This window comes from Mobiluncus sp. (assembly GCF_034180645.1).
Classification (GTDB): domain Bacteria; phylum Actinomycetota; class Actinomycetes; order Actinomycetales; family Actinomycetaceae; genus Mobiluncus.
In genome coordinates, this window is sequence record NZ_JAXFNY010000014.1 from 34522 (window position 1) to 61018 (window position 26497).

Below are 26497 nucleotides of genomic sequence, written 5' to 3' on the forward strand. Positions count from 1 at the left end.
AAATCAACGTGTGTTCAATAATCTGCAAGACCGCCTGACAGAATCGTTTAAGAACCTTCGCAAGAAAGGCAAGCTCAAAGACTCCGACGTTGACGCCACCGTCAGCGATATCCGCCGCGCCCTGATTGAGGCTGATGTGGCCCTGGAAGTCGTCAAGGATTTCACCGCCACCGTAAAGAAAAAGGCCTATGGGGCGGCCCGGTCTGAGGCTTTGAACCCGGCCCAACAGATTGTGAAAATCGTCAACGACGAGTTGATTAACATTCTGGGCGGCGAAGACCGGGAACTGCATTTCGCTAAGCCCGGCAAAGGCCCGACCGTATTCATGCTGGCCGGCCTGCAGGGTGCTGGTAAAACGACTCTGGCCGGGAAACTCGGCAAATGGCTGACGAAAGAGGGCCGAAAAGTCCTGCTGGTCGCGGCGGACTTGCAGCGTCCCAACGCGGTCAACCAGTTGCAGATCGTGGGCGAACAAGCCGGGGTCACCGTTTTCGCCCCCGAACCCGGCAACGGGGTGGGAGACCCGGTCGATGTGGCGCGGCGCGCTCTGGCGCTGGCCTCCGGTTCAGGCTATGACGTGATGATTGTCGATACCGCCGGACGACTGGGCGTAGATGCGGAACTTATGGCCCAAGCCCGTTCCATTCGCGACGAGGTGCAGCCCGACGAGGTCTTGTTCGTCCTGGACGCGATGATTGGCCAGGATGCGGTGCGAACCGCGCGGGCTTTCCAGGAGGGCGTGGATTTCACCGGTGTGGTCCTGACCAAACTGGATGGTGATGCCCGCGGTGGTGCAGCTCTGTCAGTTCGAGGTGTCACCGGGGTTCCGGTGCTGTTCGCCTCGACCGGGGAGGGCTTGGACGACTTTGAGCGGTTCCACGCCGACCGGATGGCGTCGCGGATTTTGGATATGGGCGACCTGCTGAGCCTCATCGAAAAGGCTCAGGAAACGTTCGATATGGAGCAGGCCGAAAAGCTCGCCGGCAAGATTCAGCAGGGCCAGTTGACTTTGGAAGACTTCCTCAGCCAGCTGCAACAGATTCGCAAACTCGGTTCGATGAAGAAACTGCTGGGGATGATGCCGGGGGCGGGCAAAATTCGGGAACAGCTGGATCAGTTTGATGAGCGCGAAGTCGACCGGATTGAAGCTATCGTCCGCTCGATGACACCCGCGGAACGCCAGGATGTAAAGATTCTCAACGGCTCGCGCCGTGCGCGGATTGCCGCCGGGTCTGGCACTACGGTCGCGGACGTGAACGGTTTGGTCGACAGGTTCCAGATGGCGCAAAAGATGATGAGCGGCGGCGGCATTCCCGGGATAGGAGGCGGCGCAGACGGAATGGGAATGATGCCCGGATTCGGCCGGATGCCGGGCATGGGCAAGCATTCGAAAGCGAAACAGACGGCAAGATCTGGCAAAAAATCCAAAGCCCAGCGCAAAGCAAAATCCGGCAATCCTGCCAAGGCAGCCCGTCAAGCTCGGGAAGCGTTGGAGGGGATTTCCTCCACCCCCATGAGCGGGACCGGCGCAATGCCCAACCTGCCCGGTTCTTTCCCAGCTAGTTTGGGCGGGCTGAAAGGCATGGGCGGTCTCGGTGGGTCGCCGCAACAGTCCGCGCCGGCCACCCCCGCCCTGACCCCTGACGATCTGCCCGACGACATCAAACGTATGTTGGGCGGCTTGTGATGACACCCCTAGGGGCGACAAACCCGGATAACCTGCACTTTACGGGTACTTTCCTGTGGTCGGAACACCCCAGTGTAGAGGGAGAATACACCGGTCAGGCGACGACAGTATCTTGTGAATCCCAGTGGGTACACGGCGACCTGTATATTCACGACGGCATCGTGAGCCGAACGGCAAAACCCGCGCTGACCTACCGAAAGGTCAGGGGCTACGCGATTCCCGGACTGGTGGACGTACATTGCCACGTTGGCGTGACCCACGCGGGCAGCGTACCGGTCGAGACTCAGCGGGAACAGGCCGAATTGGCGTTGAGTAAAGGCACGCTGCTGATTCGTGACTGCGGGGTGCCCTCCGATACCCGCTGGATTGACCAGGTGGCTGAGCTGCCGAAAATTATTCGCTGTGGCCAGCACCTGGTGCGGCCCAAACGCTATATGCGCTACTACGGGTTGGAGCTGGAAAACGAAGCCGATTTGCCCGCGGCGGTTGCCCAACAGGCCAAACGCGGCGATGGTTGGGTGAAAATCGTGGGGGACTGGATTGACCGCTCCGATGGGGCCCAATCTGATTTGCAGCCGCTGTGGTCTACCGCGGTGCTGCGTGACGCGGTGGCGGCCGCGCACGAGTTCGGAGCGCGGGTGACCGTGCACACTTTTGCCCACCGCACGATAGAGGGCCTGTTAGATGCCGGGGTGGACGGGATTGAACATGGCACCGGCATGGATTCGGACGAAATCCTCGAAGCGCAACGCCGCGGTATCCGCGTGACTCCGACCATGTTGCAAATCGCGCGGTTTTCCGATTTTGCCGCCCAGGCGGGGACAAAATATCCGGTGTATGCCGCCACGATGACCGCTTTGGATCAGTCACGGGTGGCTCATCAAGCCGCGTTGTATGAAGCGGGGGTGCAATTGCTTCCGGGCACCGATGCCGGTGGCTATCAGCGCCACGACGCCCTGCCGCAAGAGCTGCGGCAGTGGCTGGAATTGGGGATTTCGGCTCCCGAAATTATTGACCTGGCCACCTGGAAGGCTCGGGACTTCCTGGGTGCCCCCTCGCTGTGGGAGGGTGCCCCCGCCGACCTGGTGTGGTACGACTCTGACCCGCGCGCCGACCTCAACGTTTTGGAGCAGCCCGCCGGAGTGGTTCTGCGCGGAACTCTCATGGCCGGGGCGGTCAGGGAGGCCGCACACCGTGCCTGAAGGTCATGCTATTCACCGGCTGGCCGCGCAGTTTGCCCAGGTCATGAGTGGTGAGGTGGTCGCGGCTTCCTCTCCGCAGGGACGTTTCACCGCGGGTGCCGCCGAGTTGGACGGGCAACGTCTGGTTGAGGTGCAAGCCTACGGGAAACATATGTTTCTCGGTTTTGCCCCGCGTCAGACCGACCCCGCCGCGACCGTTGCCGAGCCCAAACCGACCCTGACCTGGCTGCATATTCACTTGGGGATTTATGGTTCCTGGCGATTTTACGGGGACTCTCAGTTCATTGCCCGGCACATCGGTTCAGCACTGGACCTCGCTGAGACTGCGCAGCCAGTCGCGGAAATCATAGAGATTCCGGTGCATACTCACAGCGATGACTCCGCTTTTGCGCCCCACGAACATTTCGCGGATCGCTGGTTTTGGACTCCCGCGCCTTTTACGGCGCCCCCGCCCTACGGGACGGTGCGTCTGCGCTTAATCACCGCGCACGGGGCGGCCGACCTGTCCGGGCCAAACACTTGTGAGCTGCTGGACGATGCGGGCGTCGCCGCGGTGTTTGCCCGGCTGGGACCCGACCCGCTGCGTCCCGACTGCGACTTTAGTGAGTTCGTGAAACGCTGTGCCACCCGTCAAAAGGGTATTGGGGAGGCTCTCATGGACCAATCCGTTATCGCCGGGGTGGGCAATATTTATCGCGCCGAAGTGCTGTACGCGGCACGTTTGAACCCGTTTACGCCCGCCCGCGAGGTGACGTCGCGTAAACTGCGCCGAATCTGGAACTGGCTGGAAGAATACCTACCCCTCGGCGTGGAATCGGGACGAATCACCACCGCGGATCCTGACGATTACGCTACTTTCGTGGAACGCGAGTTGGCCGCGGGACGCGAACCCCAAGCTATCGACTCCCGATATTACGTCTACCAGCGCCAAGACCGGCCCTGCCTGCGCTGCCGTGCTAGCATCAGGCTCAAAGTAGCGGGGGGACGAAAACTCTACTGGTGTCCGCGCTGCCAACGCTGAGGGACACGGGAAACCGTAACCCCGGCACAACCCAAGCCGGAAAAACCACCACCCTAGCGACCTTGTCGGGGAATCCTGCCTGGTGCGAGTGCCACGCAAAGGTGGAATAATCGAGGACGTGAGTGAAGTAAACCTGGGGATGCCCACCAAGTCTCTGTCCGCCCGCGAACCGTTGGCGCCGCGCCATCAGACCCGCAAAATCCAGGTCGGCAGCGTCGCCGTGGGGGGAGACGCCCCGGTGAGCGTCCAGTCCATGACCACCACCCTGACTTCTGACGTGGAAGCGACCCTGCAGCAAATCGCCGAACTGACGGCTGCGGGCTGCGACATCATCCGGGTGGCGTGTCCTTCCGCGGACGATGCGGCGGCGCTGCCCGAAATCTGTAAACGCGCCACCATCCCGGTGGTGGCGGACATTCACTTCCAGCCAAAGTATGTGTTCCAGGCTATCGAGGCCGGCTGCGGGGCGGTGCGGGTGAATCCCGGCAACATCCGGGCTTTTGACGACCAGGTGCGCGAAATCGCCCGAGCCGCCACCGACCACGGCACCGCGCTGCGCATCGGGGTCAACGCGGGGTCTTTGGACAAACGCCTGTACGAAAAGTTTGGGGGAGCCACCGCAGAGGCGCTCGCCGAGTCCGCCATATGGGAGGCGTCTCTGTTCGAGGACGTGGATTTCCATGACTTTGCCATCTCGGTGAAACACCACAACCCGGTGACGATGATTCAGGCCTACCGCCTGTTGGCCCAGCACGGGGACTGGCCGCTGCACCTGGGCGTGACGGAGGCCGGCCCAACTTTCCAAGGCACCATCAAATCCGCTACCGCTTTCGGGGCATTACTCTCCGAAGGAATTGGCGACACGATTCGGGTTTCGCTTTCGGCCCCGCCGGTCGAGGAAGTCAAGGTCGGGTTAGAGATTTTGCGTTCTCTGGGCCTGCGGAAACGCAACTTTGAAATCGTGTCCTGCCCGTCCTGCGGACGTTCCCAAGTCGACGTTTACACTTTGGCCAATGAGGTTACCGCCGGGCTCAAAGACATCACCTACCCGCTGCGGGTCGCGGTGATGGGTTGTATCGTCAACGGTCCTGGTGAAGCGCGGGAAGCCGATTTGGGTGTGGCCTCCGGCAACGGCAAAGGCCAAATTTTCATCAAAGGCCAGGTCATCAAGACCGTCCCGGAAGCGGAGATTGTGCCGACCCTGATAGCCGAAGCGAACCGGTTAGGCCAGGAGCTGGGCTTGGAAGCGGGCGAGCCCCAGGTGAACGTGGCCGGTTGAGGCCCGACGGTGCGGCGACCGGTTTCGTGGGGTCGCTCGGGGTTTTACTTTCCCAAGCGGGGTTGGCGGGTTATCCGCGAAGATTGCGTAGCTCTGTCACGGGGCACTAGGCCGGTCGGGCTGGGTTTCCGGTTTGGTACAACCGGGAGGTGGCGAGAGGCTAGGATAAGAGTTACTACTTAGATTTACCGAGGAGTTATGGAAAATGTGTGAAACCGCGTTGCAAAAAGCTACTATTCCTTTCGATGGTCGGGTGCAGTCCGGTGTGGAACAGCCTCCGCAGGCCCATCTGGAAGTTTTGGGGATGAACCTGGAACCCAGCCTGGACCAGGCAGCGTTCATTGAACTGCTAAAAGACCTGACCGCCACCGCCCGCCAGCTGACCCAAGGCAACCCAATCCCGAACTTCTTGGCTCCGGAAATGGTCGCGGTCACCGCCAATCTAACCATCACCTGCGGTTTCGGGGAACGAATTTTTGATTTCTTGGGTAAGCCGGAACTAAAACCCGAGGGCTTGCATGACATACCCGCTTTCAAACTCGACCAGCTGCAGGAACGCTGGGGTCAGACCGACTTGGTGTTCCAGATTTGCTGCGACGACCCGGGTACCCTGTTCGCGGCGGGTCGCCTGTTACTGGCCAAGTGCCAGGGCAAGGCCAAGTTGCACTGGATGCAAAAGGGCTTTACGTACGCCTACGGTTCCGCCCCGCGCGGCACGACCCCGCGAAATCCGTTCGGACAGGTCGACGGTACCGTGAATCCGTCCACCGCGGAGGAATTCTCCGAGCAGGTGTGGCTGGACGGTACTGGAGAACAGGCCTACCTGGACGGTTCCACCATTATGGTGCTGCGCCGGATTCAAAACTTCCTCGACCCGTGGGAGCTGCTGGACCGTCCCGCCCGGGAGCGTGTCATCGGCCGCAAACTCTCCGATGGCGGTCCGTTGAGCGGTGGTGGCGAGTTCGATGAGGAGGACATGGACGCGGTAGACGAAGCCGGTAACTTCATCATTGATCGGCGCTCTCACCTGGCGCTGTCCCGCGAACATGAAGATGACGGTTCCGACAAGCTGCGTCGCCGCGCTTTTGCCTACGACGATGCCCCGGAACCGGGACAGTCTGACCTGACCAACAGCGGTTTGGTGTGGATTTCTTTCCAGCGCAACCCGGATTATCAGTTCACGGCCATTCAAAAGCGCCTGGATATGCACGACTTGTTGAACAAGTTTATTTCCCACATCGGTTCGGCAGTTTACTGGATTGTTCCGGGAACCAGCGCGGAAACCTATTGGGGACAGGGTTTGCTGGAAAAATAGGCCAGAGTGTTTACGAGTTCGCGTCCGTACCCAGGGGCAAATTTTCGGTTCCGGTGGCGATGGATTGACGAATGGCGCGCAGCAGCCCGCGTTGAGAGGTTTCGAGTTCCTGCGCTAAGCCGTGTAGGCGCCGCAGGGTTTCCGCGTTATCGGTGTCCGTCAGTGTTTCCGGTGCGGGATTTTTCCCCAGGGACTCCAGGAAAGCCATTTCACCAGCCCATTCGCGCCGCTTGTCACGCCACTGCTGCAGCGGCGCTACCAGGTTCGGATCCTTCGGGATGTAGCGCACTGCCTCAATGACTTGGTTATCCCGCACGATGACACGGTCCGCCGCAGAGAGGGTCTCTTCATAAATGAGTTTGATTTCATCGTGCCGGGGGACTGCGTCTGGAATGACGGTGTCGCCGTGGAAGTGACGAATCAGCCACACGACACCCAAGGTCAGAGCGATAGTGCCCACCACTATCAGGAAATATACCAGGTTTTGCGTAGCTGTCCACTTGTCTTGGGGAATGACCCGAACGGGTACCATCATGACCCCAAACGGCACCAGCAACGAACTCATGACTGGATTTTAACAAACTTTCGCCTCCTTGCACTGCCGGCGGACCCGGTTTGCCGCGGAAACCCCAGTTTTCGCCCGAACCACCGGAATTGCGAGGTGTGGGGGGAGATAAATTTTTTGGTAACCTTATAAAGGCAGCGACTGGCGATGCCTACCAGACCCCGGATTGTTTCGCGGGGACAGTGGGTAGGAGGAATAACCCTCCGGGGAGCGCATTTACACAATCGGACGCCTGGGTTGTGCTCGCAAAACTATGGAGGAACTATGACTGAAGTCATGAACCAGCCCCTATCTGAGGTTGATCCGGAAATCCAGGCCGTGCTGGATGCTGAACTGAATCGTCAGCGCGACACCCTGGAAATGATTGCGTCGGAAAACTTTGTGCCCCGCGCCGTATTGCAATGCCAGGGCAGTGTTTTGACTAACAAATACGCCGAAGGCTATCCGGGCAAACGCTATTACGGCGGCTGCGAAAACGTTGACGTCGCCGAGACCCTGGCCATTGAGCGGGCCAAAAAGCTGTTTGGAGCCGATTTTGCGAACGTGCAGCCCCACTCTGGCGCCCAGGCGAACGCGGCGGTGCTCTCGGCGCTCATTAAGCCCGGAGCCAAGATTATGGGCCTGAGCTTGGCACACGGCGGTCACCTCACTCACGGCATGAAGATTAACTTTAGTGGTCGGCTCTACCAGGTCGCGGCCTACGGGGTGGAACAGGATACCAAGCGTATCGACATGGATCGAGTGCGTGAACTCGCGTTGGCTGAGCGCCCTGATGTGATTATTTCCGGCTGGTCCGCCTATCCGCGGCATCTGGATTTTGCGGCTTTCCGCTCTATCGCGGACGAGGTCGGGGCCTATCTGTGGACCGATATGGCGCACTTTGCGGGTCTGGTCGCCGCTGGTTTGCACCCCTCCCCGGTGCCTTATGCGGACGTGGTTTCCACGACCATTCACAAGACCATCGGCGGGCCGCGTTCGGGTCTGATTCTGTCCCGTGATGGGGAAAAGTTTGGCAAGAAGATTAACAGCTCCGTTTTCCCCGGTCAGCAGGGTGGGCCCCTGATGCACGTGGTCGCGGCGAAAGCGGTGGCGCTAAAGATTGCCGGCACCCCTGAGTTTAAAGAGCGCATGCAGCGCGTCATTCAAGGCGCCCAAATTTTGGCCGAACGCCTGATGGCTCCCGATTGCCAGGCGGCGGGCATCGACCTGTTGACCGGCGGCACCGATGTTCATTTGGTGCTGGTGGACCTGGTTAACTCCAACCTGGACGGGCAGCAGGCCGAGAACCTGCTGCACGAAGCGGGCATTACCGTGAACCGTAACGCAGTGCCGTTCGATCCGCGTCCACCGGCGGTCACTTCCGGTCTGCGTATCGGCACCCCGGCTCTGGCTACCCGCGGCTTTGGCGAGGCGGAGTTCCGCGAGGTCGCCGACATTATCGCCTCCGTGCTGGTGGACGGTGCCGCGGGGGAATCCGCGGTGGACGTGGCCAAGTATCGGGCTCGGGTGGCGAAACTGACCGAAGCCTTCCCGCTCTATCCGGGACTGGTGCAATGAGGGCGCCCTGGGAGGGGCCAGCTCAGGTCCTGGACGGCAAAGCCACCGCTGGCGCTATCAAAGCCGAGTTGCAGGCGCGTGTCGCCGCGGTGCGTGAGCGCGGGGTCATTCCCGGTCTGGGCACTATCCTGGTCGGTGAGGATCCCGGTTCCGTAACCTACGTGGCTGGTAAACACCGGGACTGTGCGGAGGTCGGCATCGAGTCCATTCGGGTCGATTTGCCTGCTACCGCCAGCCAAGACGAGGTCATGGCGGCGGTGCAACGTTTGAACCAGGATCCGGCCTGTACGGGATATATCGTGCAGTTACCGTTACCTAAGGGTATGGACACGAACCGGATCTTGGAAGCTATCGACCCGGATAAAGATGCCGATGGCCTGCACCCCACGAACCTGGGTCGTCTGGTGTTGCGGGTGTCAGAGCCGATTACTTCGCCTTTGCCCTGTACTCCCCGGGCTGTCATCGAGCTGGGTCGTCGTTTCGGTTTGGATTTCAATGGTAAAGACGTGTGCGTGGTGGGCCGCGGCACTACGGTGGGTCGTTCCATCGGGCTGCTGCTGGGGCGTAAAGATGTCAATGCCACCGTGACTTCGTGCCACACCGGAACCCGCGATTTGGCCGCGAAATGTCGCCAGGCGGACGTCATTGTGGCTGCTTCCGGGGTCGCGGGCATTATCACCGCGGACATGGTCAAGCCCGGCGCTGCCGTGTTTGACGTGGGAGTGTCTCGGGTTATCGACCCGGATACCGGCAAGTCTCGATTGCACGGTGACGTGGCGGACGGGGTCGACCGGGCGGCAGCCTGGTTGACGCCCAATCCCGGCGGGGTCGGGCCCATGACCCGGGCGTTGTTGCTGGTCAACGTGGTCGAAGCCGCGGAACGCGCAGCCGGACTGGCATAGTTACTCCCATAATTCAATAGTGTTCCGATCGGAAAACCGAGCGGGAACACTATTCTGTAGGGTCTGTGGTTAGCGGCGAGCCCGGCGGCGAGACGCGACCATCATGGCTCCGCCGGAGAGGAACACAATCATAGCTCCGCCAGCCAGCGTTTCGGCAGACGAACCGGTAGCTGCCAAAGCCTTATCCGGCCCTTGTGCCACCGGAATTCGGGGAGCTGCCGGGGTAAAGACTCCCGCGACCGGGGGCTCGGGAGCTGCCGGGGTAGTGGTAACACCCGCGACCGGAGGTTCGGGCTCGCTGGGAGGAATCACAGTCCCTCCCGGAACGAGATTGGGGACAACACTCGGCGTATCCGGGGTGACCGGCGGATTCGGATTCGGGTTCTCGGGTTCTGCCGGAGTGGGTTTCGGCTTGATGTCCAAAGTCAAGGAAACAACGTGTCCATATTCCTGTTTGGGATCGGAGTCGTCATAGCCGAGACCGCCCTGGCCATGGTCTTGCTCGGCACACAAATACCTGTAAAGTCCCGTGAAATGACCTAACCACCTTTGTTCGCGCGAGGCGCCGCTGCCGAATCCATTTGATTTTGAGTATCAGCATCGCTGGAAACCGGGTCGGTAACTGGGGTGAGTGCCGCAGGGGATTCCTGGGAGGGAACCTCAGGAGTGGGGGTTTCGGTTGCGAAAGCAGCCGGGACAAAACCGGTCATGCCCAACCCCAGAGTCAAAGCGGCTGAGGAGCCGATAACCAGAGCACGGTTGGTGAAACGAGTCAACAACCGGGGGTCACAGTGAGAAGTTTTCAAATTTGTTGTATTTCCTCTTTCTTAGTTCGCCTGGGTCTTTTCAGACATTTCCCAGACGATTCACACCACGTTCTCTCATTGTGTCGTCATTCTTCCCACATTCTTAGAAATTTGTAAGAAATGACCGAACAATTCTTAAAAACAACTGAATGTGTGAGTTTACTCCGCGAAATTGTAGGCCACCGTGAGCGGGGCATGATCCGTGAAACGGGCATCGTAAGCCGGTGCGCGATAGACCGCGGCCGATTGGGCTTTTCCGGCCAGTCCGGGGGTAGCCATGTGATAATCCAGGCGCCAGCCAGCGTTATTGTCGTAAGCCTTACCGCGCCACGACCACCAGGTATAGGGACCGTCCGTGTCTCCCGCCAAGGCCCGTCCTACATCTACACAAGGCAGGCCGTCCCGCCCAGAAAGCGTGTCGGACATCCATGCGTCCAGGAACGCAATCTCTTCATCCATGACCCCGGAGGTTTTATTGTGATTAGGTTTCCAGTTCTTAATGTCGCGGGCGGTGCGCACAATGTTGAAATCCCCGCAAATCAGGGCCTCTTGCGGCGTGTTGGAGCCCGCTCCCGCCACAGCGCGCACCCCCAGCTGGTCCACCCGCTTGCCAACTCGATTGAGGTAAGCCAGCTTTTGTTCCTGCTTTTCCGTGTTAAGCTCCCCGGAATGCAGATAGGCGCTGACCAAGGTAAACGTCGCCCCGTTGGGTCCGTGAATCTCACCTTCCAGCCAGCGTCCGGAATCTACGTCCGGTTCCCCGCCAATCTCTGCATAAAAATCCGGGGGGAGCCCTTCGGTAATCGAACCAATCTCCCAGCCGGAATCGCGCCTAGCCCCGAGCGCCACCCCTGCGCGGCCTTTCACTCGGCAGGGCCATACGTGCACGTCCCAAGCCGGACCGAACAAATCCTGGGTGTCTGATGGGGTGGCCCGCACCTCTTGCAGACACAGCAAATCCGAATCGTCATTATCCAGCCAGTCCCCAAACCCTTTGCGGAACGCCGCCCGGACACCGTTGACATTGACAGTGGTTACTTTCATGTATTACCTCCGATTCAGTTTCCGGGACGCAGTGCCGGGGCCACCGGATGTCCCGACAGGGGTTTGTCGGCCGCGGTTTCCCGGCGATTTTTGCTGCCCCAAATGACTTGCTGAGACAAACGCCAAGCGGCTTCTTCCTGGGCGGGGGACCAAATCCGGCCAGAAAGCGGATCGTGGGGCCAGGACAAACTGGCGGGAGCCGAAACCGTCACGAAGTTCGGACGCTCGGAAAAATGCGGGAAGTCCGCCACCGGTGCCGGAGCCGCCGGAGGGTTCGCAATCCAGCAAGACATATACAAGAACAGGCGGCCCAACACGTTGACCCACAGGATAATGGTCAACACCAGCGTAAACGGGGCGTAGGCGGGGGGTACGCTGGCGGCCAGGTAGGCTCCTGACATCTGCAGAGCCGTAGACAAAAATCCCAATGCCCCCGTCCCAATCCACAAATCGCGGCGCGGAGCCCGCACCAAAGCCAGGTAGCGCAGTGTGAAAGCCAGAATTAAAGTTGTCAAGACACTGGTCAGGACGAAAGCTCCGGCATTTATCAGACCGGGGGGAACCGGCAGAGCCAGCGGCAGCCGGCGCTGCAAAGTACGAACCACAACGATGGAACCCGAACCCAAAACCGAAGCCAAAATCCCCCCGAGACACAAAGCCAGGAACATACACGCATCCCGCAGCGCATTTTTCCACCCTGCCCCGGGGCGCTGCGGCAGTCCGAAGACGGTTTGGATGCTGACGCGCAAAGCCGCGACCACCCGGATTCCCGCCATGATGGACACGACCAAAGCCACCAAAGTTCCCCAGGTAAAGCTGGGTGTCGCAATCGCGGCGGGGTCAATCAGACCCGGCTGCCCATCAATCCTAATCGCTCCGGGAATCCATTGATTAACATCCTGAAAAATCGTGTGACTGGTCAGAGGGAAAGCAAAGATCATGACTTGCGCGGTCATGATAATCAGGGTCACTATCCCCGCCATAGAAAACAGGGCGGTATAGGCGATGCCGCCAGCCAATAGGTTCGAGGAGGCGTTTTGATAACGCAGGTAAGCCCGCATAATTCGCGTGGTATTGAGCCACTCCATGAAGGCCTTCATGAGTTCCACCACTCCCTCGGGGGCAGCGGGCTCGGCTGGCGGGGAATCAAGTTGCTTCGTCACGGGGCCTCCGCACTTTCAAGTGTGTAACTGAGGGTGGGCGAAAATTTTGGGCAGTTCGCCGGTGACACTTTTGGGTATTCCCGAGCCCAGCGGGAGGATGGCCAACTGTTCGACATGGTCCGGTTCAATGAGCGAACAATCAACGCCGTCAACCATGAAAAAGCCGTGGGAACGCTTCGACAGGGCCGCTAGCCGATCCAGGTCCTCATCGGTGACGTTGATCCCCAAGGTGATGTGCGGATAGTAGGGGAAGCGTGACTCGGTGTCCAGGGGGCCGAAGCGGAGCCGTTTCGCCAATTCTTTGCAGGCCTCATGCCCGCGCTGCACCTCGATATAGACGACCGGGGACACGGGCCGAAAATCTCCGATGTTGCCGAAGCTGATGACAAAAGGTGAAAAGGACCGGCAGATTTCAGCAGCCTGAGCCTGAATCTCAGGGACTTGTTCACGATCCACCGCGCGCGGCTCCACGACGGTGACGTGCGGGGGTACGCCGTCAGTTTTCGTGACTTTCTGCAGCTCGCCAGCGTAGGGTTCGGGCACGGGAATAATCATGCCCAAATAAACCTGGCCTTCTTTACGAGGGGGTAGATACACGAGGTAAAGCCTACTCTGTTCAACGCAAAAACTCACGCCTGGCCTCCAGTAGGATTTGTTTTGTGGAAATTCATGCGATAGTGCCTGCCGGAGGATACGGGCGGCGGCTGTGGCCCTGGTCGACGGCGGCGAAGCCAAAGTTCCTGCTCAACATCAACGGGACGCAAAGCCTGGTGCAGCAAACCGCGGCACGTTTGGCGCCGATTTGTCAATCCTTGACTTTCGTAACCGGCGCACCTCACCAAGAGGCTTTAGCCGCACAAGTCACTGCTCTGGACTTGTCGGTTCCGGTGCGTTGCGTGGCGGAACCTAGCCCGCGCGATTCTATGCCGGCCATAGCTTTGGGAGCTGCTCTGATAGAGCAGCGTTACGGAACCTGCGTGGTTGGGTCTTTCGCGGCAGACCATCTCATTGCAAACCCTGCGGCATTTTGTGAAGCCCTCGCCCGGGCTGTCCCAGCTGCCAAAGCCGGATGGCTCACGACCATCGGGATTGTGCCGACCGAACCGGCGACCGGGTTCGGTTATATAGAGGTGGGACCCGCCCTGGACGGAGAACTCATCGGGGTTCGTCGGGCGCAGTCCTTCACGGAAAAACCGGATGCAACCACCGCCAGCGCTTGGCTGGCGACCGAGAACTACCTGTGGAACGCGGGTATGTTTGTGGTGCGCAGTGATGTGCTGCTCGATGCTTTGGAGGCACGAGTGCCAGGGTCAGGCGCAGCGGTGCGAAAACTTGCCGCGGGATGGGAAACGTTGAGTTCGGACGCGAAAACTGCATTGTGGGAGGGTGTCGTTGCGGCGCCGATTGATACCGTGTTGGCAGAACCGTTGGCACGAGACGGACGAGTTGCGGTGGTGCCGGCCCGCCCGGACTTGGGATGGTCAGACGTGGGCGATTGGGAAGCGGTGCGCCGCGTCGTCAGTAACGCCTCTGAACTGGCGAATCTGAGCCCGGAAATCCCGGTCTATACCGATGCCGCCCCCGCCGCCCTGGTGAGGGCAGAAAACCTGAGAGGTGTCGCGATTATCGGAATCCCCGGCGCTGTGGTGGTGGAATCCGCAGGTCAGCTGCTGGTGACGACCCAAGAGTTTGCCCAAAACGTTAAAGTTGCTTCCGGCGCTGCTGATAATTGGTGATACGGTTGCCAAGCAAGGACAATTCGGCAGGATAGCCAAGGCCAAGGGCCGCTGGCGAAAGAACCGAAATAAGGACTAGGTATGAAGACTTTTTTTAACCGGCATCCCCGGGGCGGGATGCAACGGGAACTGGCGGATCAGGCTTTGCTACGCTCGAAAGTCGATCCGAAGTGGACCGAAGAGGACCCGTGGCGAGTCCTTAGAATCATGGGGGAGTTCGTTGACGGTTTCGAGTCTCTGGCGGATGTCGGTAAAGCCATCACGGTGTTCGGTTCCGCCCGAGTCGAACCCGGCACGAAGTACTATCGGCTCGGCGAAGATATCGGCAAAGTTTTTGCCCAAGCCGGGTTCTCCATCATCACCGGTGGCGGTCCGGGGCTGATGGAGGCGGTCAGCAAAGGGGCACGCCGCAACGATGGAATGACCATCGGTCTGGGAATCGAGTTACCTCATGAGCAAGGAATCAACGAGTACGTTGATTTGGGGATTGACTTTCGGTACTTTTTCGTACGCAAGACCATGTTCGTGAAATATGCCCAAGCCTTCGTGGCTCTGCCCGGCGGTTTCGGGACTCTGGATGAACTTTTTGAATGCGTCACGCTGCGTCAAACCAGCAAAATTCAGCAATACCCGATTGTGCTGGTCGGGCACGAGTATTGGGACGGGCTGATGAAATGGGTTCGTAAGTGCCTGGTCGAGGAAGGGATGGCTAGCACCGCGGACGCCTCCATTATTCAGGTGGTTGACACCGCCGAAGAAGCTCTCTATGTGATACAGAACACTTTGCCGAAAACACACTGACCGAAGCTGAGCCCGCGAAACGGCGCATTTGCAATACCTGTCTGAAAAGAATTCCCTATCAATGCCGGAACTTCCCGTATAATAGAGAGGTAAAGCCGTTTTTGAAAAGAGGAACAAATGGCAGCCATGAAACCCCGCACCGGGGACGGACCCCTGGAAGTCACTAAAGAACCGCGCTGTAACGTGATGCGTATTCCTGCAGACGGGGGCGGTCGTTTGGTTATTGAACTCAACGATGAGGAAGTCGCTACCTTAGCTAAGGAACTAGAGAAGTTTTTGAAATAGTGCCGCGTTTTAACGAGTCTCAAATTTCCATCGATAAGACCTCGAGCTGGTCCTATGCGGAAGATTTTTTACCGGAATCTGAAACTATAGCCATCGCCAGGCAGCGAGGCAGAGAACTCGGTTCCGTGCCGATATCCCCCGGAGCAGGGGCGACACTACGAATGTTGGCCGGGGCTTCTGGAGCTAGGTCCGTGCTGGAGATTGGTACCGGAACCGGGGTGTCCTCCCTGTGGACACTGGCCGGAATGCCCGCGGATGGGGTATTGACCACTATTGATGTCGACCCGAAGCTCCACGCGGTCGCCAAGGAAATCCTGACGAGAGCGGGTATCTCACTCACGCGAGTACGCATGATCACGGGACGCGCCCTGCAAGTCCTCACGCGCCTCAGTCGGGGAGCCTACGACATGGCTGTGGTGGACGGGGATCCTGGCGAAACCCAAGCCTATGTCGAGCTGTTAAACCCGGCTCTGCGCCCAGGAGGGCTACTGGTCATAGTCCACGCCATGTGTAATGACTCGGTGGCTGACCCCGCTCGGCGTGAACCGGACACCGTGGCGATGCGCGAAGTGCTGCGTCACATTCAAGAATCCGAACAATGGACCGCAAACCTGCTGCCAGTCGGAGACGGGCTGCTGGTAGCAATTAAAAACCGTTAATTATCCTACGGAACGCTCCTACGGCGGGCCGGGAATCTACCATTCCAGACCCGCCCTGCAGACCCGATGTTGCCACTATTTTACGGTGACGTTCAAACGATGACCTTTCAGGCTGCGTGCCCGTTTGCTCAAAGTAGCGGCCGCGGAACGCAAAGCCGCCCCGGCGACGGATTGTCCGTTCTTGGCGGACTCGCTGGTAGAGAGGGGCTCACCGCCATCGGAGGCTTCCCGATAGGCGACTTCCAGAGGAATCTGTGCCAAAAGCGGAACTTCGTAACCCAAGATCTGAGACAGCCGAGAGGCCACCTGCTCTCCGCCTCCCGTTCCAAAGACCTCGATACGAGAGCCGTCCGGGCCGGTCAGGTAACTCATATTCTCAATCACCCCCACGACCTTTTGGTTCGTGCCCGAAGCTATCGAACCGGCGCGTTCGGCGACTTCGGCAGCTGCGAGCTGCGGGGTGGTCACGACGACGATTTCCGAGTTTGGCAGCAGCTGTGCCACCGAAATCGCCACGTCGCCGGTCCCGGGGGGCAGGTCGAGGAGCAACACATCCAAATCTCCCCAGAAAGTCTCGGACAGGAACTGTTCCAAAGCCCGATGCAGCATCGGACCGCGCCAAACTACCGGCTGTCCGTCAGGAACGAACATGCCCATCGAAATAACTTTTACCCCGTGAGCGGTGGGTGGCATCATCATGTCTCCCACCGGGGTGGGAGCCGCGTCCTCCAACCCGAGCATGCGCGGAATCGAGAATCCGTAAATGTCGCAGTCCAAAACCGCCACTTTCAGGCCGGAATCCGCCATTGCGGCCGCTAGGTTAGCGGTGACCGAGGACTTGCCGACCCCGCCTTTTCCAGAAGTAATAGCGTAGACACGGGTCAGGGAGTCCGGTTGAGTAAAGGGGATTACCGGCCTAGCTCCCAGTAGCTTTTCCTTCACCCGGTCCAGTTCCTCGCGGCTCATGACACCCATTTCCACTTCCACGGAAGTCACGCCGGGAACTTCCGCCAGGCGCGCTTTGGCGTCTTGCTCAATCTGAGCCTGCAGGGGGCATCCCGCGATAGTCAGGGCGATGCGGACAAAAACATGGCCCGATTCGTCAATTTTCAGTTCCTGGACCATATCCAAATCGGTGATTGACCGGCGAATCTCAGGGTCAATGACTTTCTCCAGGGCTTTCATCAGTTCATCTGTAGTGGGTAATGTCATACCTTCATGCTAATGCCAGCGCTGGGTTTTTTCACACTAGGGCGATAGGCTTAACCCTTGTTATATACGCGGCAGCGATGAGGGGGTAAGGTGCTTTTCAGATTCGACAAGTTCCAGTCCAGTGGGCATCTCCACCCCGTCGCGCCGCCTCATCCACCGCAAGGACCTCGCCCGGAGCAACCGGCAGTATCGGGAGAAACCCGCGTTAGCGTCTCTGGAACCAGCGAGGAAAAGCCCCGCGTGTCCCCGCGCAACGCCACATCCCCCCAGGCCGAGACAACTTTACAATCCCCACCAGACCCTGCTTCAACAGACCCGAAAATGCCGCGCTACCAGCTGCGCGGCTTGGATGGGATTCGAGCACTGGCGGCTTTGGCGGTGCTGGTTTACCACGTGGCTCCGAACTGGCTGCCGGGAGGATTCCTGGGGGTAGACGTATTTTTTGTGCTGTCTGGATTCCTGATTACGGCCCTGTTAGCGCGTGAACAGCGCCTCACCGGGCGCATCGATGTCCGTGCTTTTTGGCTCCGGCGCTTCCGGAGATTGGTTCCCGCCGTAACCTTGATCGTACTGGTGACCGTGCCGCTGGCAGCCTTGGTAAACCGGGATTTCCTAGTGGGCATCTGGTATCAAGTCCTGGGAACTCTGACCTATACCTATAACTGGGTCAATGTGGCTTTTGGGGGCTCCTATTTTGACCGGACCAACCCCCAGTTCCTCGCTAATATGTGGACTCTGGCGGTAGAGCAGCAATTTTACCTGGTGTGGCCCTTGATTTTGTTGCTGGCTTTCCTGATTCCCACCCGGCATCGGTGGTTGGTGCCCGCGCTGCTGGCTTTGGCTTCTGTAAGCGAAATGGCGGTGTTAAAAGCCGGGGGTGGGAACCTGACCCGCATCTACGAAGGCACCGACACGCACGCTTTCGGGCTGATGCTGGGGGCGACTTTGGCTTTGCTGTTCCCCTTGGCGTTGGAAAACACCCCGCATTACCTGGATCGTTCCACAGTCCGGTTGCGCGGCTTGGCGGCTTGGGTAGGCATGGTTGGGGTGTTCGTCAGTTTCCTGATGCTGCGTGACAGTGACCCCTTCACCTATCCGTGGGGAGTGTTGGCGGTTAGCGTGTTGACCATCGGGATTATCCAGGCTTGTTTGGAGGAAGTCTCCGGCGTGAGCGGACCGGGTCAGGTCCTGGTCGAATTCTTGTCGTGGCCTCCCTTGCAATGGCTAGGTGTGCGCTCCTATTCCCTGTACCTGTGGCATTGGCCAGTGTTCATGCTGGTCAACAACCTCTGGCGGGGATTGCCGCAGTGGGCGGCGCTGGTGATTATTGCCGCGGTATCGATATTGGCGGCATCTGTGAGCTACAAATATGTCGAAAGACCCATGCGGCACAACGGTTTAATCGTCACCTGGAAACGTTGGTTTGCGCCGCGTTCGCAAAAGGCCGTGAGCCCGGCGGCTTCCTCCCGGTTGCGGGTATCGTGGTGGCGGCGCTCCCTGGTTTGGACGGCGGCTGTGGTCGCGGTGCTGCCGCTGGTCATCTCTATCGCCATAGCCCCAGAAAAAACCGCTGCCGAACAACTTGTTGAAGCCGGGGCGAACTTTATTCATAACGAAAAGCCGGGGGACAGCCACGACTCGAAAACTGGTGCGGAGGAAAAACCATCGGAGCCAACTCCCCAAACTAAGCCAACCACGTCAACCAAGCCTTCTGAAGCTAATGAGCCAATCTCCGGGGACCAAGTCGACATTATTGGGGACTCGGTGACTCTGGCTGCGGCACCGAAACTCGTCCAAACTCTGCCCGGTGCCACCATAGACGCGGCGGTATCACGCAGCTCAGCGGCAGGTGTGGGCATCATGCGGGCCCGTCAAGCCCAAGGCACGCTACGTCCCTACGTAGTCTTTGCTCTCGCGACGAATTCGACGTTTCGAGTTCAAGATGGCGAAGCTCTGCTCGCCGAGTTCCCGCAGACGAAATTTGTGTTCGTGACCGGTCACGGCCGGGCCTCCCAGGAGTGGATTCAAATCTCGAACCAGACCATGTATGCCCTGGCTGGCGCCCACCCTGACCGGGTGAAAGTCGCCAGCTGGGACAGTGCTATCGCCGGTCATACGGACCTTTTGGCCAGCGACGAGGTTCACCCCGGCCCAGCCGGGCAAGATATCTATACCGCGACCGTTCAAGCAGCACTGCAGCAGTTCCAATCCAAGGCCGGTAGCGGTTCTTAGCTCAGCGGCAGCTCGCCTAACAGCGGGCTGGCACCCGCGGCGAGAATCTGGCGCAGGCTGGCTTCGGGCATGGTGTTTTCCCCCAGCTGATTAGGCTTGCCCGCCCCGTGGTAATCCGAAGCCCCGGAGACAAACAAATCTAGCTCCCGGGCCAAACCTGTGGCCAGTTGGCGGGCGGGAGCATCATGTTCGCGGTGGTTGACTTCAATGCCCCGCAGGCCGTTTTGAGCGAGTTTGCGAACTATGGCGGGGTCCAGCCTCCGTTTGCTGCGCGTCAACGAAAACGGGTGAGCCAGCACGGGAACCCCGCCATCGGCGCTGATAGCCTCCAGGACGGCGAAACTGTCAACAATCGGGCGCGAAACGTAATAGGGGGAGCCGGGATTGAGGACCTTTTCGAATGCTTCGGAGCGGGTCTGAAAGTAGCCTTTCCGCACCAGGGCATCGCCGATATGCGGTCGACCCGGGGTCAATCCGGTAATCTCTGCCTGCACGTCTGACCATGTCAGCGGATAATCCTGGTTGATTTTCGCGACCATGCGCCGCATGCGTTCCAAGCGATCGTGGTGGGCATTTTTTAATATTGCTCGGACGCTGCCGCGGTGGGGATCCGGCAGATAATTCAGCAGGTGAATAGGGTAGCGGTCCACGCTCGTGGAGATTTCCGTACCTAAAATAATCGCGGGCGGACGAGCCCCTTCGGCCGTTAACTCGGCACGGGCGGCGCGAAATGGCTCCCAGTGCTCGAACGTATCGTGATCGACTGCCCCGATGACATCCAACCCGGCAGCGCGTGCCTTGTTTAGCAAATCACGTGGAGTATCCGTGCCATCGGAGAGCGCGGAATGCACGTGGGGGTCGATTTTCAAGGCCATATCCACATCCTAATGATTCGCCGGCGAAGCCGTCCTGGCGTGCGGGGTCACGGGGATTCTCGTGAGCGTCAGACAGAGCCGGAGCCGTCCGAACTCGGGACAGTCGCGGCGCTATTCTGCCTGCACGCGGGCAATCCAGGCTTCCACGTCAGCCACGGTGCGGGGGATATTCTGTGAGATACGCTCGCATTTGCCGCCGGGTCCCACCAAAATGTCGTCCTCGATACGCACGGAAATGCCCCGATACTCCGGGGGAACTGCCAAGTCGTCTTTTCGGAAGTACAGTCCGGGCTCGATGGTGAAAATCATGCCGGGTTCCAGCCTGGCCCCGTTGTACATTTCGCGGCGTGCCTGGGCGCAATCATGAACGTCAATGCCCAGGTGGTGTGAAGTGCCATGCACCATCCACCGGCGGTGATACTGACCGTCCTCCTGCAGTGATTCCTCCCAGGAAACCGGTAGCAGACCCCACTCGTCAAGCCTCTGCGCGATGACGCGCATCGCGGCGCTATGGACATCTGAGAAAATACAGCCCGGCTGATTCGCTTGGTCAAAAGCCGCGTCGGCAGCATCCAGGACCGCTTGATAAACGCGACGCTGCACCTCATTGAAATGACCATTAATCGGCAGGGTTCGGGTGATGTCCGCGGTGTAAAGCGAATCGAGTTCCACTCCGGCGTCAATCAAGATGAGATCGCCTTCCCGCACCACACCATCGTTGTTGATCCAGTGCAGGGTAGCGGCGTGTTCCCCGGAAGCCGCAATGGTGTCGTATCCCAGGCCGTTACCGACTTCCCGAGCCCGCGCTCCGAATGCACCTTCTACCACGCGCTCGCCGCGGAAATGTTTCACCGCCCGCGGGAAAGATCGAATCGCCTCTTCAAAGCCTTCCTTGGTAGCGGCGACAGCCTTGCGCATCTCCTCGATTTCCCAATCGTCCTTAGTCAGGCGCAGTTCAGAAGTTGCTTCCTCCAGTAAATTGTCCAGGTCCTTGGCGACATCGGGGTCAATCCCAGCTTGCTCGCGAACCTGATTCACCACTGACGCGGCCTGGGAATCGGAGGTAGAAATCATCGCAATCTGGACCTGACCAGCATCTTTGGCCAATAAATCGGGCAGTGTCTCCAGGTGGGCACAAGGAATCCCACACATGCGCTCGAACTCCTCCAGCGAGGGACGCACCCCAACCCACAGCTCGCCGTAACGCGAATCTGCGTAAAACTCCTCAGAAGCGCGTGACGCGCGAGGACGGAAAAAGACGGTGGCGGTGTGGGTTCCTTCGCCTTCACCGGTTTCACCTTCCCGAACCGGGTTCAAAACCAATACGGCATCGGGAATCAAGTCAGTTCCCAAGCCGGTCAGGTGGGAAAACGCGGAGTGCGGCCGGAATCGGTAGTCACAGTCATTGTTGCGCACCACCAGGGCACCAGCAGGAACGACCAGCCGCACCCCTTTAAACTTTTCCCCCAGCTTCACGCGGCGGCGCAGCGCGTAAGGGGCAGCGCTAGACCGTTCGTAGCCATCGGTGGGACGCGGACCCCAGTTCTCGCCGATAAACTTCTTAAACTCTTTGGACTGGGGCTGACGGGAGCGGTTCTTGCCGCGGGTATCTATTTGATCACTCATGCCCTCAAGTCTACGCGCTCGGTGGCAACCCGCGGCTGTTTTCCCGTTCACCAAGACTGATATCCCTGTTCGGGCGTCGTCCTAGGGCCGGCGGGTGACAGGCGTGTGGTGCGATTAAGGCAAGTCCGGGGCGGAATCCTCAGGGGGAACTTCGTCAGTCGTCGCGGCGGATTCTTCCACGGCTTCATCCATTCCGTGCAGGGGAGCGGCTTCCTCGGATTCGTAAAGGTCGGGGGAGGCCTGCTTCGCCGCCGCTTCCGGGTCTTCCGGGGGCTTGCGGATTAAAGCGTTCAAAGCTGTGCCGACTAATCCGGCGAGTCCGATGCCGATTATGAAAGTCCAAATGACCCGGTTTCCGCCATTTTTGCCCAGGTCGGAAAACACAAAGAACTTCATCAAACCGGCAATCAGTGCTGCGACAAAGGAGATGACATACAAGCCGCCGGGTTCGCGATGCACCAGGGCGCGCACCAGGGCAATGACTCCGCCCCAAAAACCGGCTGCCAACAGGCAAGCCCCAACGGTCTGGGTATTTTCTTCAGCCGAGAGCATCGAGAGGATGCCCAATCCTATTAAAGCGCCAAAAATGACACCTTCATAGGGAGAAAGGTGATCAATCATCAGCGAACCCCCTTACCTTTTCCAGCCTTGTCGGACTTGTGACGACGAGTGCGTTTACGTTGACGTTCCTTCTTTGAAGGTTCCTCGGCGACCCCGCGCTCCGCGGGTTTTCCGCCGTCTTTGAGGCCGTGCTTCTTTTTGTTGTTCTTGTGCGGGCCGCGGCCTTTCTCAGATTTCCGGCGTCCTGAACTGGAGCCCTTACCGCCGCGACGCGACCCGAAACTGCCCGGGTCGCGCCCACCCAAATCCTCCAGTTCTTCGGCTTCCAAACCGGCGCGAACCCGTCGGGACCGCGGCAAGTTTGCGGTAGCGTCCGTGGGAATGTCCAGGTCGGAATAGAGATGTGCAGAGGTATGGTAGGTCTCTCGCGGGTCGGGAAAATTCAAGTCGAGCGTCCGATTAATGACTCGCCACCGCGTCAGGTCCTCCCAGTCCACTAAGGTGATGGCGCTGCCTTTGTTGCCGGCGCGAGCGGTGCGCCCAATGCGGTGAATATAGGTCTTATCGTCCTCGGGACATTCATAGTTAATTACGTGGGTCACGTCATCCACGTCTATGCCTCGCGCCGCTACGTCGGTGGCAACCAGCACGTCCACCTTGCCGTGACGGAAAGCCCGCAAAGCCCGCTCTCGTGCATTTTGACCCAAGTCACCGTGAATCGCGCCGGTGGCGAAGCCCCGTTCGGAGAGATCGTCAGCCAACCGTTGGCAAATCCGTTTCGTGCGGGTAAAGATAATCGTCAAGCCGCGACCTCGAGCTTGCAAAATCCGGGCGACGACTTCTGTCTTGTTCAAGGAATGCACCCGGTACACGACTTGTTTGACCTGCCGCACGGTCTGTGAAGAATCAGTCGGATCGGCGGCACGGATATGTGTGGGCTGGAACATGTAACGCCGCGCCAGAGCCACCACCGGGCCGGGCATAGTGGCAGAAAACAGCATGGTGTGGCGGTGCGAGGGAATCTGGGAGATGAGTTTTTCCACGTCAGGCAGGAAACCCATGTCCAACATTTCGTCGGCCTCATCCAAAACCAAGGTCCGCACCCGCCCCAGTTTCAAGGTGCCCTGATTCATCAGGTCAATCAGACGTCCCGGAGTGCCCACCACTACCTCGACGCCCTGGCGCAGCGCGTCGACCTGGGAATCGAATCCGACCCCACCGTAAATCTCTAGGATTCGGGCAACTCGATGGGTCGCTGCTGCCCGGATCTCCGCCGCGACTTGCTTCGCCAGTTCGCGGGTGGGCAGAACCACCAAGGCTTGCGGGGCTCCAGAATCCGGAATCTCGTCCCAGCCTTCATCGCCGGGACCGATAATGTCGTGCAGGATCGGAATGGCGAATCCAAGAGTCTTACCGGTGCCGGTTTTGGCCTGACCGATAATGTCCTGGCGGTTCAACGCGACCGGCAAGGTCAGGGCTTGAATCGGAAACGGATGAATGATGCCTTGATCACGCAAAGCCGCAACGATTTCGGGTTCCACATCAAAATCGGCGAAAGTTTTGTCTTGGTTCGCTTCCAAGTCATTAATACCGGTGATGTCCGCCGCGGCTTCCTCGTCAGTTCCCGCGGTTTCCAAGGTATTTTCGCTCCTCAATGTGTATCTTCCTTATCGTTGTCAGTGCTCAAAAGTCGTTTGCCTATATCTTTCATTGTAAACCGAGCCGGCTGGAGGATGTGGTTTTCCTGCCTGGTTCACCATTTCGCAGGCAAAAGCCTAGAACTCGGTGACGTTGTGGTTGACATAGTCTGGCCATTCCAGCGCGCTGTGTAAGGTTTCTTCACAGATTGCGGCATATCCGCCCAGAGCAGTTACTTGGAAGGCGTTGAGTTTCGCCAAGGTGTGCATGGTATTTTTGTCCAGGGCTCCGCATCCGCGTGGCACCAGCAAAATTGGCCCGTTGTGCAGGTGCCCTCCCGAAACCGCGTCTGCAAACACGTCTCCGCGAGCTAGGTAGGCGTGGGTTGAGGGCTGCAGACGTGCGGATTCCAAAGCGATTTCCCGCGAGGTTTCGTAGCGGTTCTGGCCTCCCAGACGGGTTGTCGCTTTGCCATTGGCTACGTTTTGCAATACCGCGTCCGACACGGCCCCTGGCCCGCCCAGGGCCACTACCCGGTCTACCTGCAGGTCTGTCGCCAGTTGACGTATAGTGGCGATAGCGGGGGAGGACGAATCGACCAGGACGATAGGTCCGTCTCCCAAGGCGGCTCCGGTCAGTGCGTCCGGTGAGACACTGCCGCCCGGTCCGTAGGCGTTGGCAATATAGAGAGAATTTGCTTTTGAAAAGGCTCGGCGGGCAATCATCACGGAAGTATCGACTCGATTGGCTCCGCCAATCCTCAAAGCGGCGTGCCCCCCGGCGAGTTCATAGAGCCGAGCGTCCGAAATAGCGCCGGTTCCCCCCAAAGCCGCCACTTGCTTGGGTCCCAGAGCGCGCAGAGTCTCGGAAATGACCGGGGACACGGGAGAGGTGTCGGGAGGGACCAACAGTACCGGACCGTCCTTGAGAACTCCGCCAACCAGGGCATCAGCGAAAACATCAGACCGAGCCAGGTAAACCACCGCGGGGCGTGAGTTTGATAATTTGGCGATGGCAGCGGAAGTTTCGAATCGATTGGCTCCGCCAATCCGGTCAGCGTGCAGGTCAGGGATGTGCGGGTGGGGATCCAGCGAGTTAATCACCCCGTCTTGATCTGCGTCGCCGTTGGGGTCGGCGGGCCAATTGGAGTTAAACAGGTTTATCTGGTAGCTGGTTGAGGACGGGACCGGTTGACAGTTTGGAGCGGTGCGGATGTTAGAAATACTGACGGTATAGGGCGCCACATTGTAAAAGTCGGGAATAATCAGCTGATTCAGGGGAACTTTGAATAAAATCGTATCATATCCGCCGTATTCCCACGGCGTTAGATTGGGGTCGACCCCGGGTTCCGAACGGTGAATGACCTGCAGCGGAATATCTCCCGCGGGGCCGCTCACACGGACCTCGGCAGCCCGCAAATCGGCGCACTGACCCGAGTAAGACCAGCGGGACACGTTTTCGCCCGCTCCGGTAGGCAGGATACGGGAAGGGAAATACCCCGCCGCCGGCCACGCGATGCTCGGCGGCTGGTGATTCGTGGAATCCCAAAAACTGGGGTGGACGGGCCTTCCGGCGGCCTCATAAGTCGTGTCGAAAAGCTGGATAGAAGTGGCGGTAGGGCCGGAGGTTCCGATAGAAACCGCTCCGATAGCAGCGTTTGCCTGAACGGGCGAAAACATCTGGAGCCGATGCCCCAGGTTGTCATTGGTGTTCGCGGTCGAGGCTTCGGTGATATATCGCAAGACTTCCGTGGCCGGGGTGACGATACCGTCCAACCGGGCAATGACCCCCGAACGTGAGGCGAGTTTCACGTCCTCGTTGAGGCACACCACGCCCGGAACAGAGTCGGGGGCTCCTGAGGCGATTGGGCCGGCCGCAGCGGTGAGGGCTGCTGCTTGTGCTGGACCTTGTGGAGCGTAGTGGGCAGGCAAACTGACCGGGGCGAGGCGATTGAGCGAGCGGAAATAGTTCCAGGTCGAGAGCATTTTTTGGACAGCCTCAGGCTGTGCAGTGCCGGGGGTACACGAAGAGATGACCGTCCCGGAAGAAAAGGGGGTGACCTTGTCTGCTAAGTCCCACAAGGCCTCAAACTCGGAGCGAGCCACCGTCTCACTGTTCCCCGGTGCCGCTTGTGCCGCGGCAGGCTGGCCCGGCACAAAAGTTGCTTCGGGACTACCCGCTGCCAGCCCGGTCGCGGCCAGCCCCACAACTGCCAGCGTCACGCCGGCCCGCCGCCGCAGGCGGCTATCGCCCCAAAAGCGAGCGGCATACCGATGACGAGCCCCGGCTGGTTCCAAGTTCAGAAAAAAAGAAATCCCCATTCCCCTATTT

General features: G+C 59.3%; 24 protein-coding genes. 12 read left to right on the forward strand and 12 right to left on the reverse strand.

What is annotated here, in order from left to right; genetic code table 11:
* The first annotated feature begins 10 nt into the window (after positions 1-10).
* The 5 genes from ffh (at position 11) to SPI05_RS05790 (ending at position 6504) form a co-directional block, all read left to right on the forward strand.
* Positions 11-1687 carry a signal recognition particle protein gene (gene ffh / locus SPI05_RS05770; RefSeq protein WP_321076956.1) on the forward strand — a complete coding sequence of 559 codons (1677 nt, stop codon included), beginning with the start codon at positions 11-13 and terminating at the stop codon, positions 1685-1687.
* A complete protein-coding gene (locus SPI05_RS05775; protein WP_321076958.1) occupies positions 1687-2889 on the forward strand; it encodes an amidohydrolase family protein in 1203 nt (400 codons plus the stop codon). The genes ffh and SPI05_RS05775 overlap by 1 nt, the downstream gene beginning before the upstream one ends.
* Positions 2882-3910, forward strand: a complete 1029-nt coding sequence (locus SPI05_RS05780; protein WP_321076961.1) for an Fpg/Nei family DNA glycosylase — start codon at positions 2882-2884, stop codon at positions 3908-3910. Before SPI05_RS05775 ends, SPI05_RS05780 begins: the two co-directional genes overlap by 8 nt.
* A 118-nt stretch (positions 3911-4028) precedes the next feature.
* Positions 4029-5189 carry a flavodoxin-dependent (E)-4-hydroxy-3-methylbut-2-enyl-diphosphate synthase gene (ispG, locus tag SPI05_RS05785; protein WP_414601968.1) on the forward strand — a complete coding sequence of 387 codons (1161 nt, stop codon included), beginning with the start codon at positions 4029-4031 and terminating at the stop codon, positions 5187-5189.
* Positions 5190-5394: 205 nt separating this feature from the next.
* Positions 5395-6504 carry a Dyp-type peroxidase gene (locus SPI05_RS05790; protein ID WP_321076963.1) on the forward strand — a complete coding sequence of 370 codons (1110 nt, stop codon included), beginning with the start codon at positions 5395-5397 and terminating at the stop codon, positions 6502-6504.
* 10 nt (positions 6505-6514) lie between these two features.
* Here SPI05_RS05790 and SPI05_RS05795 read toward each other — a convergent pair whose 3' ends face one another.
* The gene (locus SPI05_RS05795) at positions 6515-7069 is read right to left on the reverse strand and encodes a hypothetical protein (RefSeq protein WP_321076965.1); all 555 of its coding nucleotides are present in this window, start codon (positions 7067-7069) and stop codon (positions 6515-6517) included.
* 264 nt (positions 7070-7333) lie between these two features.
* Here SPI05_RS05795 and glyA point away from each other — a divergent pair, with 264 nt between their 5' ends.
* Complete coding sequence (glyA, locus tag SPI05_RS05800) at positions 7334-8626, forward strand: serine hydroxymethyltransferase (protein ID WP_321076967.1); 1293 nt, start codon at positions 7334-7336, stop codon at positions 8624-8626.
* On the forward strand, positions 8623-9528 hold the full coding sequence (locus SPI05_RS05805) for a bifunctional methylenetetrahydrofolate dehydrogenase/methenyltetrahydrofolate cyclohydrolase (RefSeq protein WP_321076968.1): 906 nt from the start codon (positions 8623-8625) through the stop codon (positions 9526-9528). Before glyA ends, SPI05_RS05805 begins: the two co-directional genes overlap by 4 nt.
* Before the next feature lie 69 nt (positions 9529-9597).
* Here the strand turns inward: SPI05_RS05805 and SPI05_RS05810 are convergent, their stop codons facing one another.
* From SPI05_RS05810 to SPI05_RS05830, 5 genes are all read right to left on the reverse strand, one after another.
* Positions 9598-10041 (reverse strand): hypothetical protein, encoded by a 444-nt coding sequence (locus SPI05_RS05810; protein ID WP_321076970.1) that lies wholly within the window; start codon positions 10039-10041, stop codon positions 9598-9600.
* A 26-nt stretch (positions 10042-10067) separates the two neighbouring features.
* Positions 10068-10334, reverse strand: coding sequence for a hypothetical protein (locus tag SPI05_RS05815; protein WP_321076972.1), 267 nt, complete (start codon positions 10332-10334; stop codon positions 10068-10070).
* 159 nt (positions 10335-10493) lie between these two features.
* Positions 10494-11378: an exodeoxyribonuclease III gene (locus SPI05_RS05820; protein ID WP_321076974.1), complete on the reverse strand. Its 885-nt coding sequence runs from the start codon at positions 11376-11378 to the stop codon at positions 10494-10496.
* Between the two features lie 14 nt (positions 11379-11392).
* A complete protein-coding gene (locus tag SPI05_RS05825; protein WP_321076976.1) occupies positions 11393-12541 on the reverse strand; it encodes a YihY/virulence factor BrkB family protein in 1149 nt (382 codons plus the stop codon).
* Positions 12542-12556: 15 nt separating this feature from the next.
* The gene (locus SPI05_RS05830) at positions 12557-13174 is read right to left on the reverse strand and encodes a 2'-5' RNA ligase family protein (protein ID WP_321076981.1); all 618 of its coding nucleotides are present in this window, start codon (positions 13172-13174) and stop codon (positions 12557-12559) included.
* Between the two features lie 26 nt (positions 13175-13200).
* Here SPI05_RS05830 and SPI05_RS05835 point away from each other — a divergent pair, with 26 nt between their 5' ends.
* The 4 genes from SPI05_RS05835 to SPI05_RS05850 all read left to right on the forward strand — a co-directional run bounded on the left by SPI05_RS05835 (position 13201) and on the right by SPI05_RS05850 (position 16022).
* A complete protein-coding gene (locus SPI05_RS05835) occupies positions 13201-14277 on the forward strand; it encodes a mannose-1-phosphate guanylyltransferase (protein WP_321076982.1) in 1077 nt (358 codons plus the stop codon).
* Between the two features lie 81 nt (positions 14278-14358).
* Positions 14359-15078, forward strand: coding sequence for a TIGR00730 family Rossman fold protein (locus SPI05_RS05840; RefSeq protein WP_295028655.1), 720 nt, complete (start codon positions 14359-14361; stop codon positions 15076-15078).
* Positions 15079-15195: 117 nt separating this feature from the next.
* Positions 15196-15363 carry a DUF3117 domain-containing protein gene (locus tag SPI05_RS05845; protein WP_004008170.1) on the forward strand — a complete coding sequence of 56 codons (168 nt, stop codon included), beginning with the start codon at positions 15196-15198 and terminating at the stop codon, positions 15361-15363.
* Positions 15363-16022: an O-methyltransferase gene (locus SPI05_RS05850; RefSeq protein WP_321076988.1), complete on the forward strand. Its 660-nt coding sequence runs from the start codon at positions 15363-15365 to the stop codon at positions 16020-16022. The genes SPI05_RS05845 and SPI05_RS05850 overlap by 1 nt, the downstream gene beginning before the upstream one ends.
* 75 nt (positions 16023-16097) lie before the next feature.
* Here SPI05_RS05850 and SPI05_RS05855 read toward each other — a convergent pair whose 3' ends face one another.
* On the reverse strand, positions 16098-17234 hold the full coding sequence (locus SPI05_RS05855; protein ID WP_321076990.1) for an Mrp/NBP35 family ATP-binding protein: 1137 nt from the start codon (positions 17232-17234) through the stop codon (positions 16098-16100).
* A gap of 90 nt (positions 17235-17324) precedes the next feature.
* Between SPI05_RS05855 and SPI05_RS05860 the strand changes: the two genes are divergently transcribed.
* Complete coding sequence (locus SPI05_RS05860) at positions 17325-19466, forward strand: acyltransferase family protein (protein WP_321076992.1); 2142 nt, start codon at positions 17325-17327, stop codon at positions 19464-19466.
* Here the strand turns inward: SPI05_RS05860 and SPI05_RS05865 are convergent.
* From SPI05_RS05865 to SPI05_RS05885, 5 genes are all read right to left on the reverse strand, one after another.
* Complete coding sequence (locus SPI05_RS05865; RefSeq protein ID WP_321076998.1) at positions 19463-20341, reverse strand: PHP domain-containing protein; 879 nt, start codon at positions 20339-20341, stop codon at positions 19463-19465. The two genes, SPI05_RS05860 and SPI05_RS05865, sit on opposite strands and share 4 nt — an antisense overlap.
* Before the next feature lie 111 nt (positions 20342-20452).
* Positions 20453-21967 carry an aminopeptidase P family protein gene (locus tag SPI05_RS05870; protein WP_321077000.1) on the reverse strand — a complete coding sequence of 505 codons (1515 nt, stop codon included), beginning with the start codon at positions 21965-21967 and terminating at the stop codon, positions 20453-20455.
* Between the two features lie 114 nt (positions 21968-22081).
* Entirely contained in the window at positions 22082-22588 is a 507-nt protein-coding gene (locus SPI05_RS05875) for a transglycosylase (protein WP_321077002.1), read from the reverse strand.
* Positions 22588-24183, reverse strand: coding sequence for a DEAD/DEAH box helicase (locus tag SPI05_RS05880; RefSeq protein ID WP_414601969.1), 1596 nt, complete (start codon positions 24181-24183; stop codon positions 22588-22590). Before SPI05_RS05880 ends, SPI05_RS05875 begins: the two co-directional genes overlap by 1 nt.
* 120 nt (positions 24184-24303) lie before the next feature.
* A complete protein-coding gene (locus tag SPI05_RS05885) occupies positions 24304-26487 on the reverse strand; it encodes a cell wall-binding repeat-containing protein (protein ID WP_321077003.1) in 2184 nt (727 codons plus the stop codon).
* Between the last annotated feature and the right edge of the window lie 10 nt (positions 26488-26497).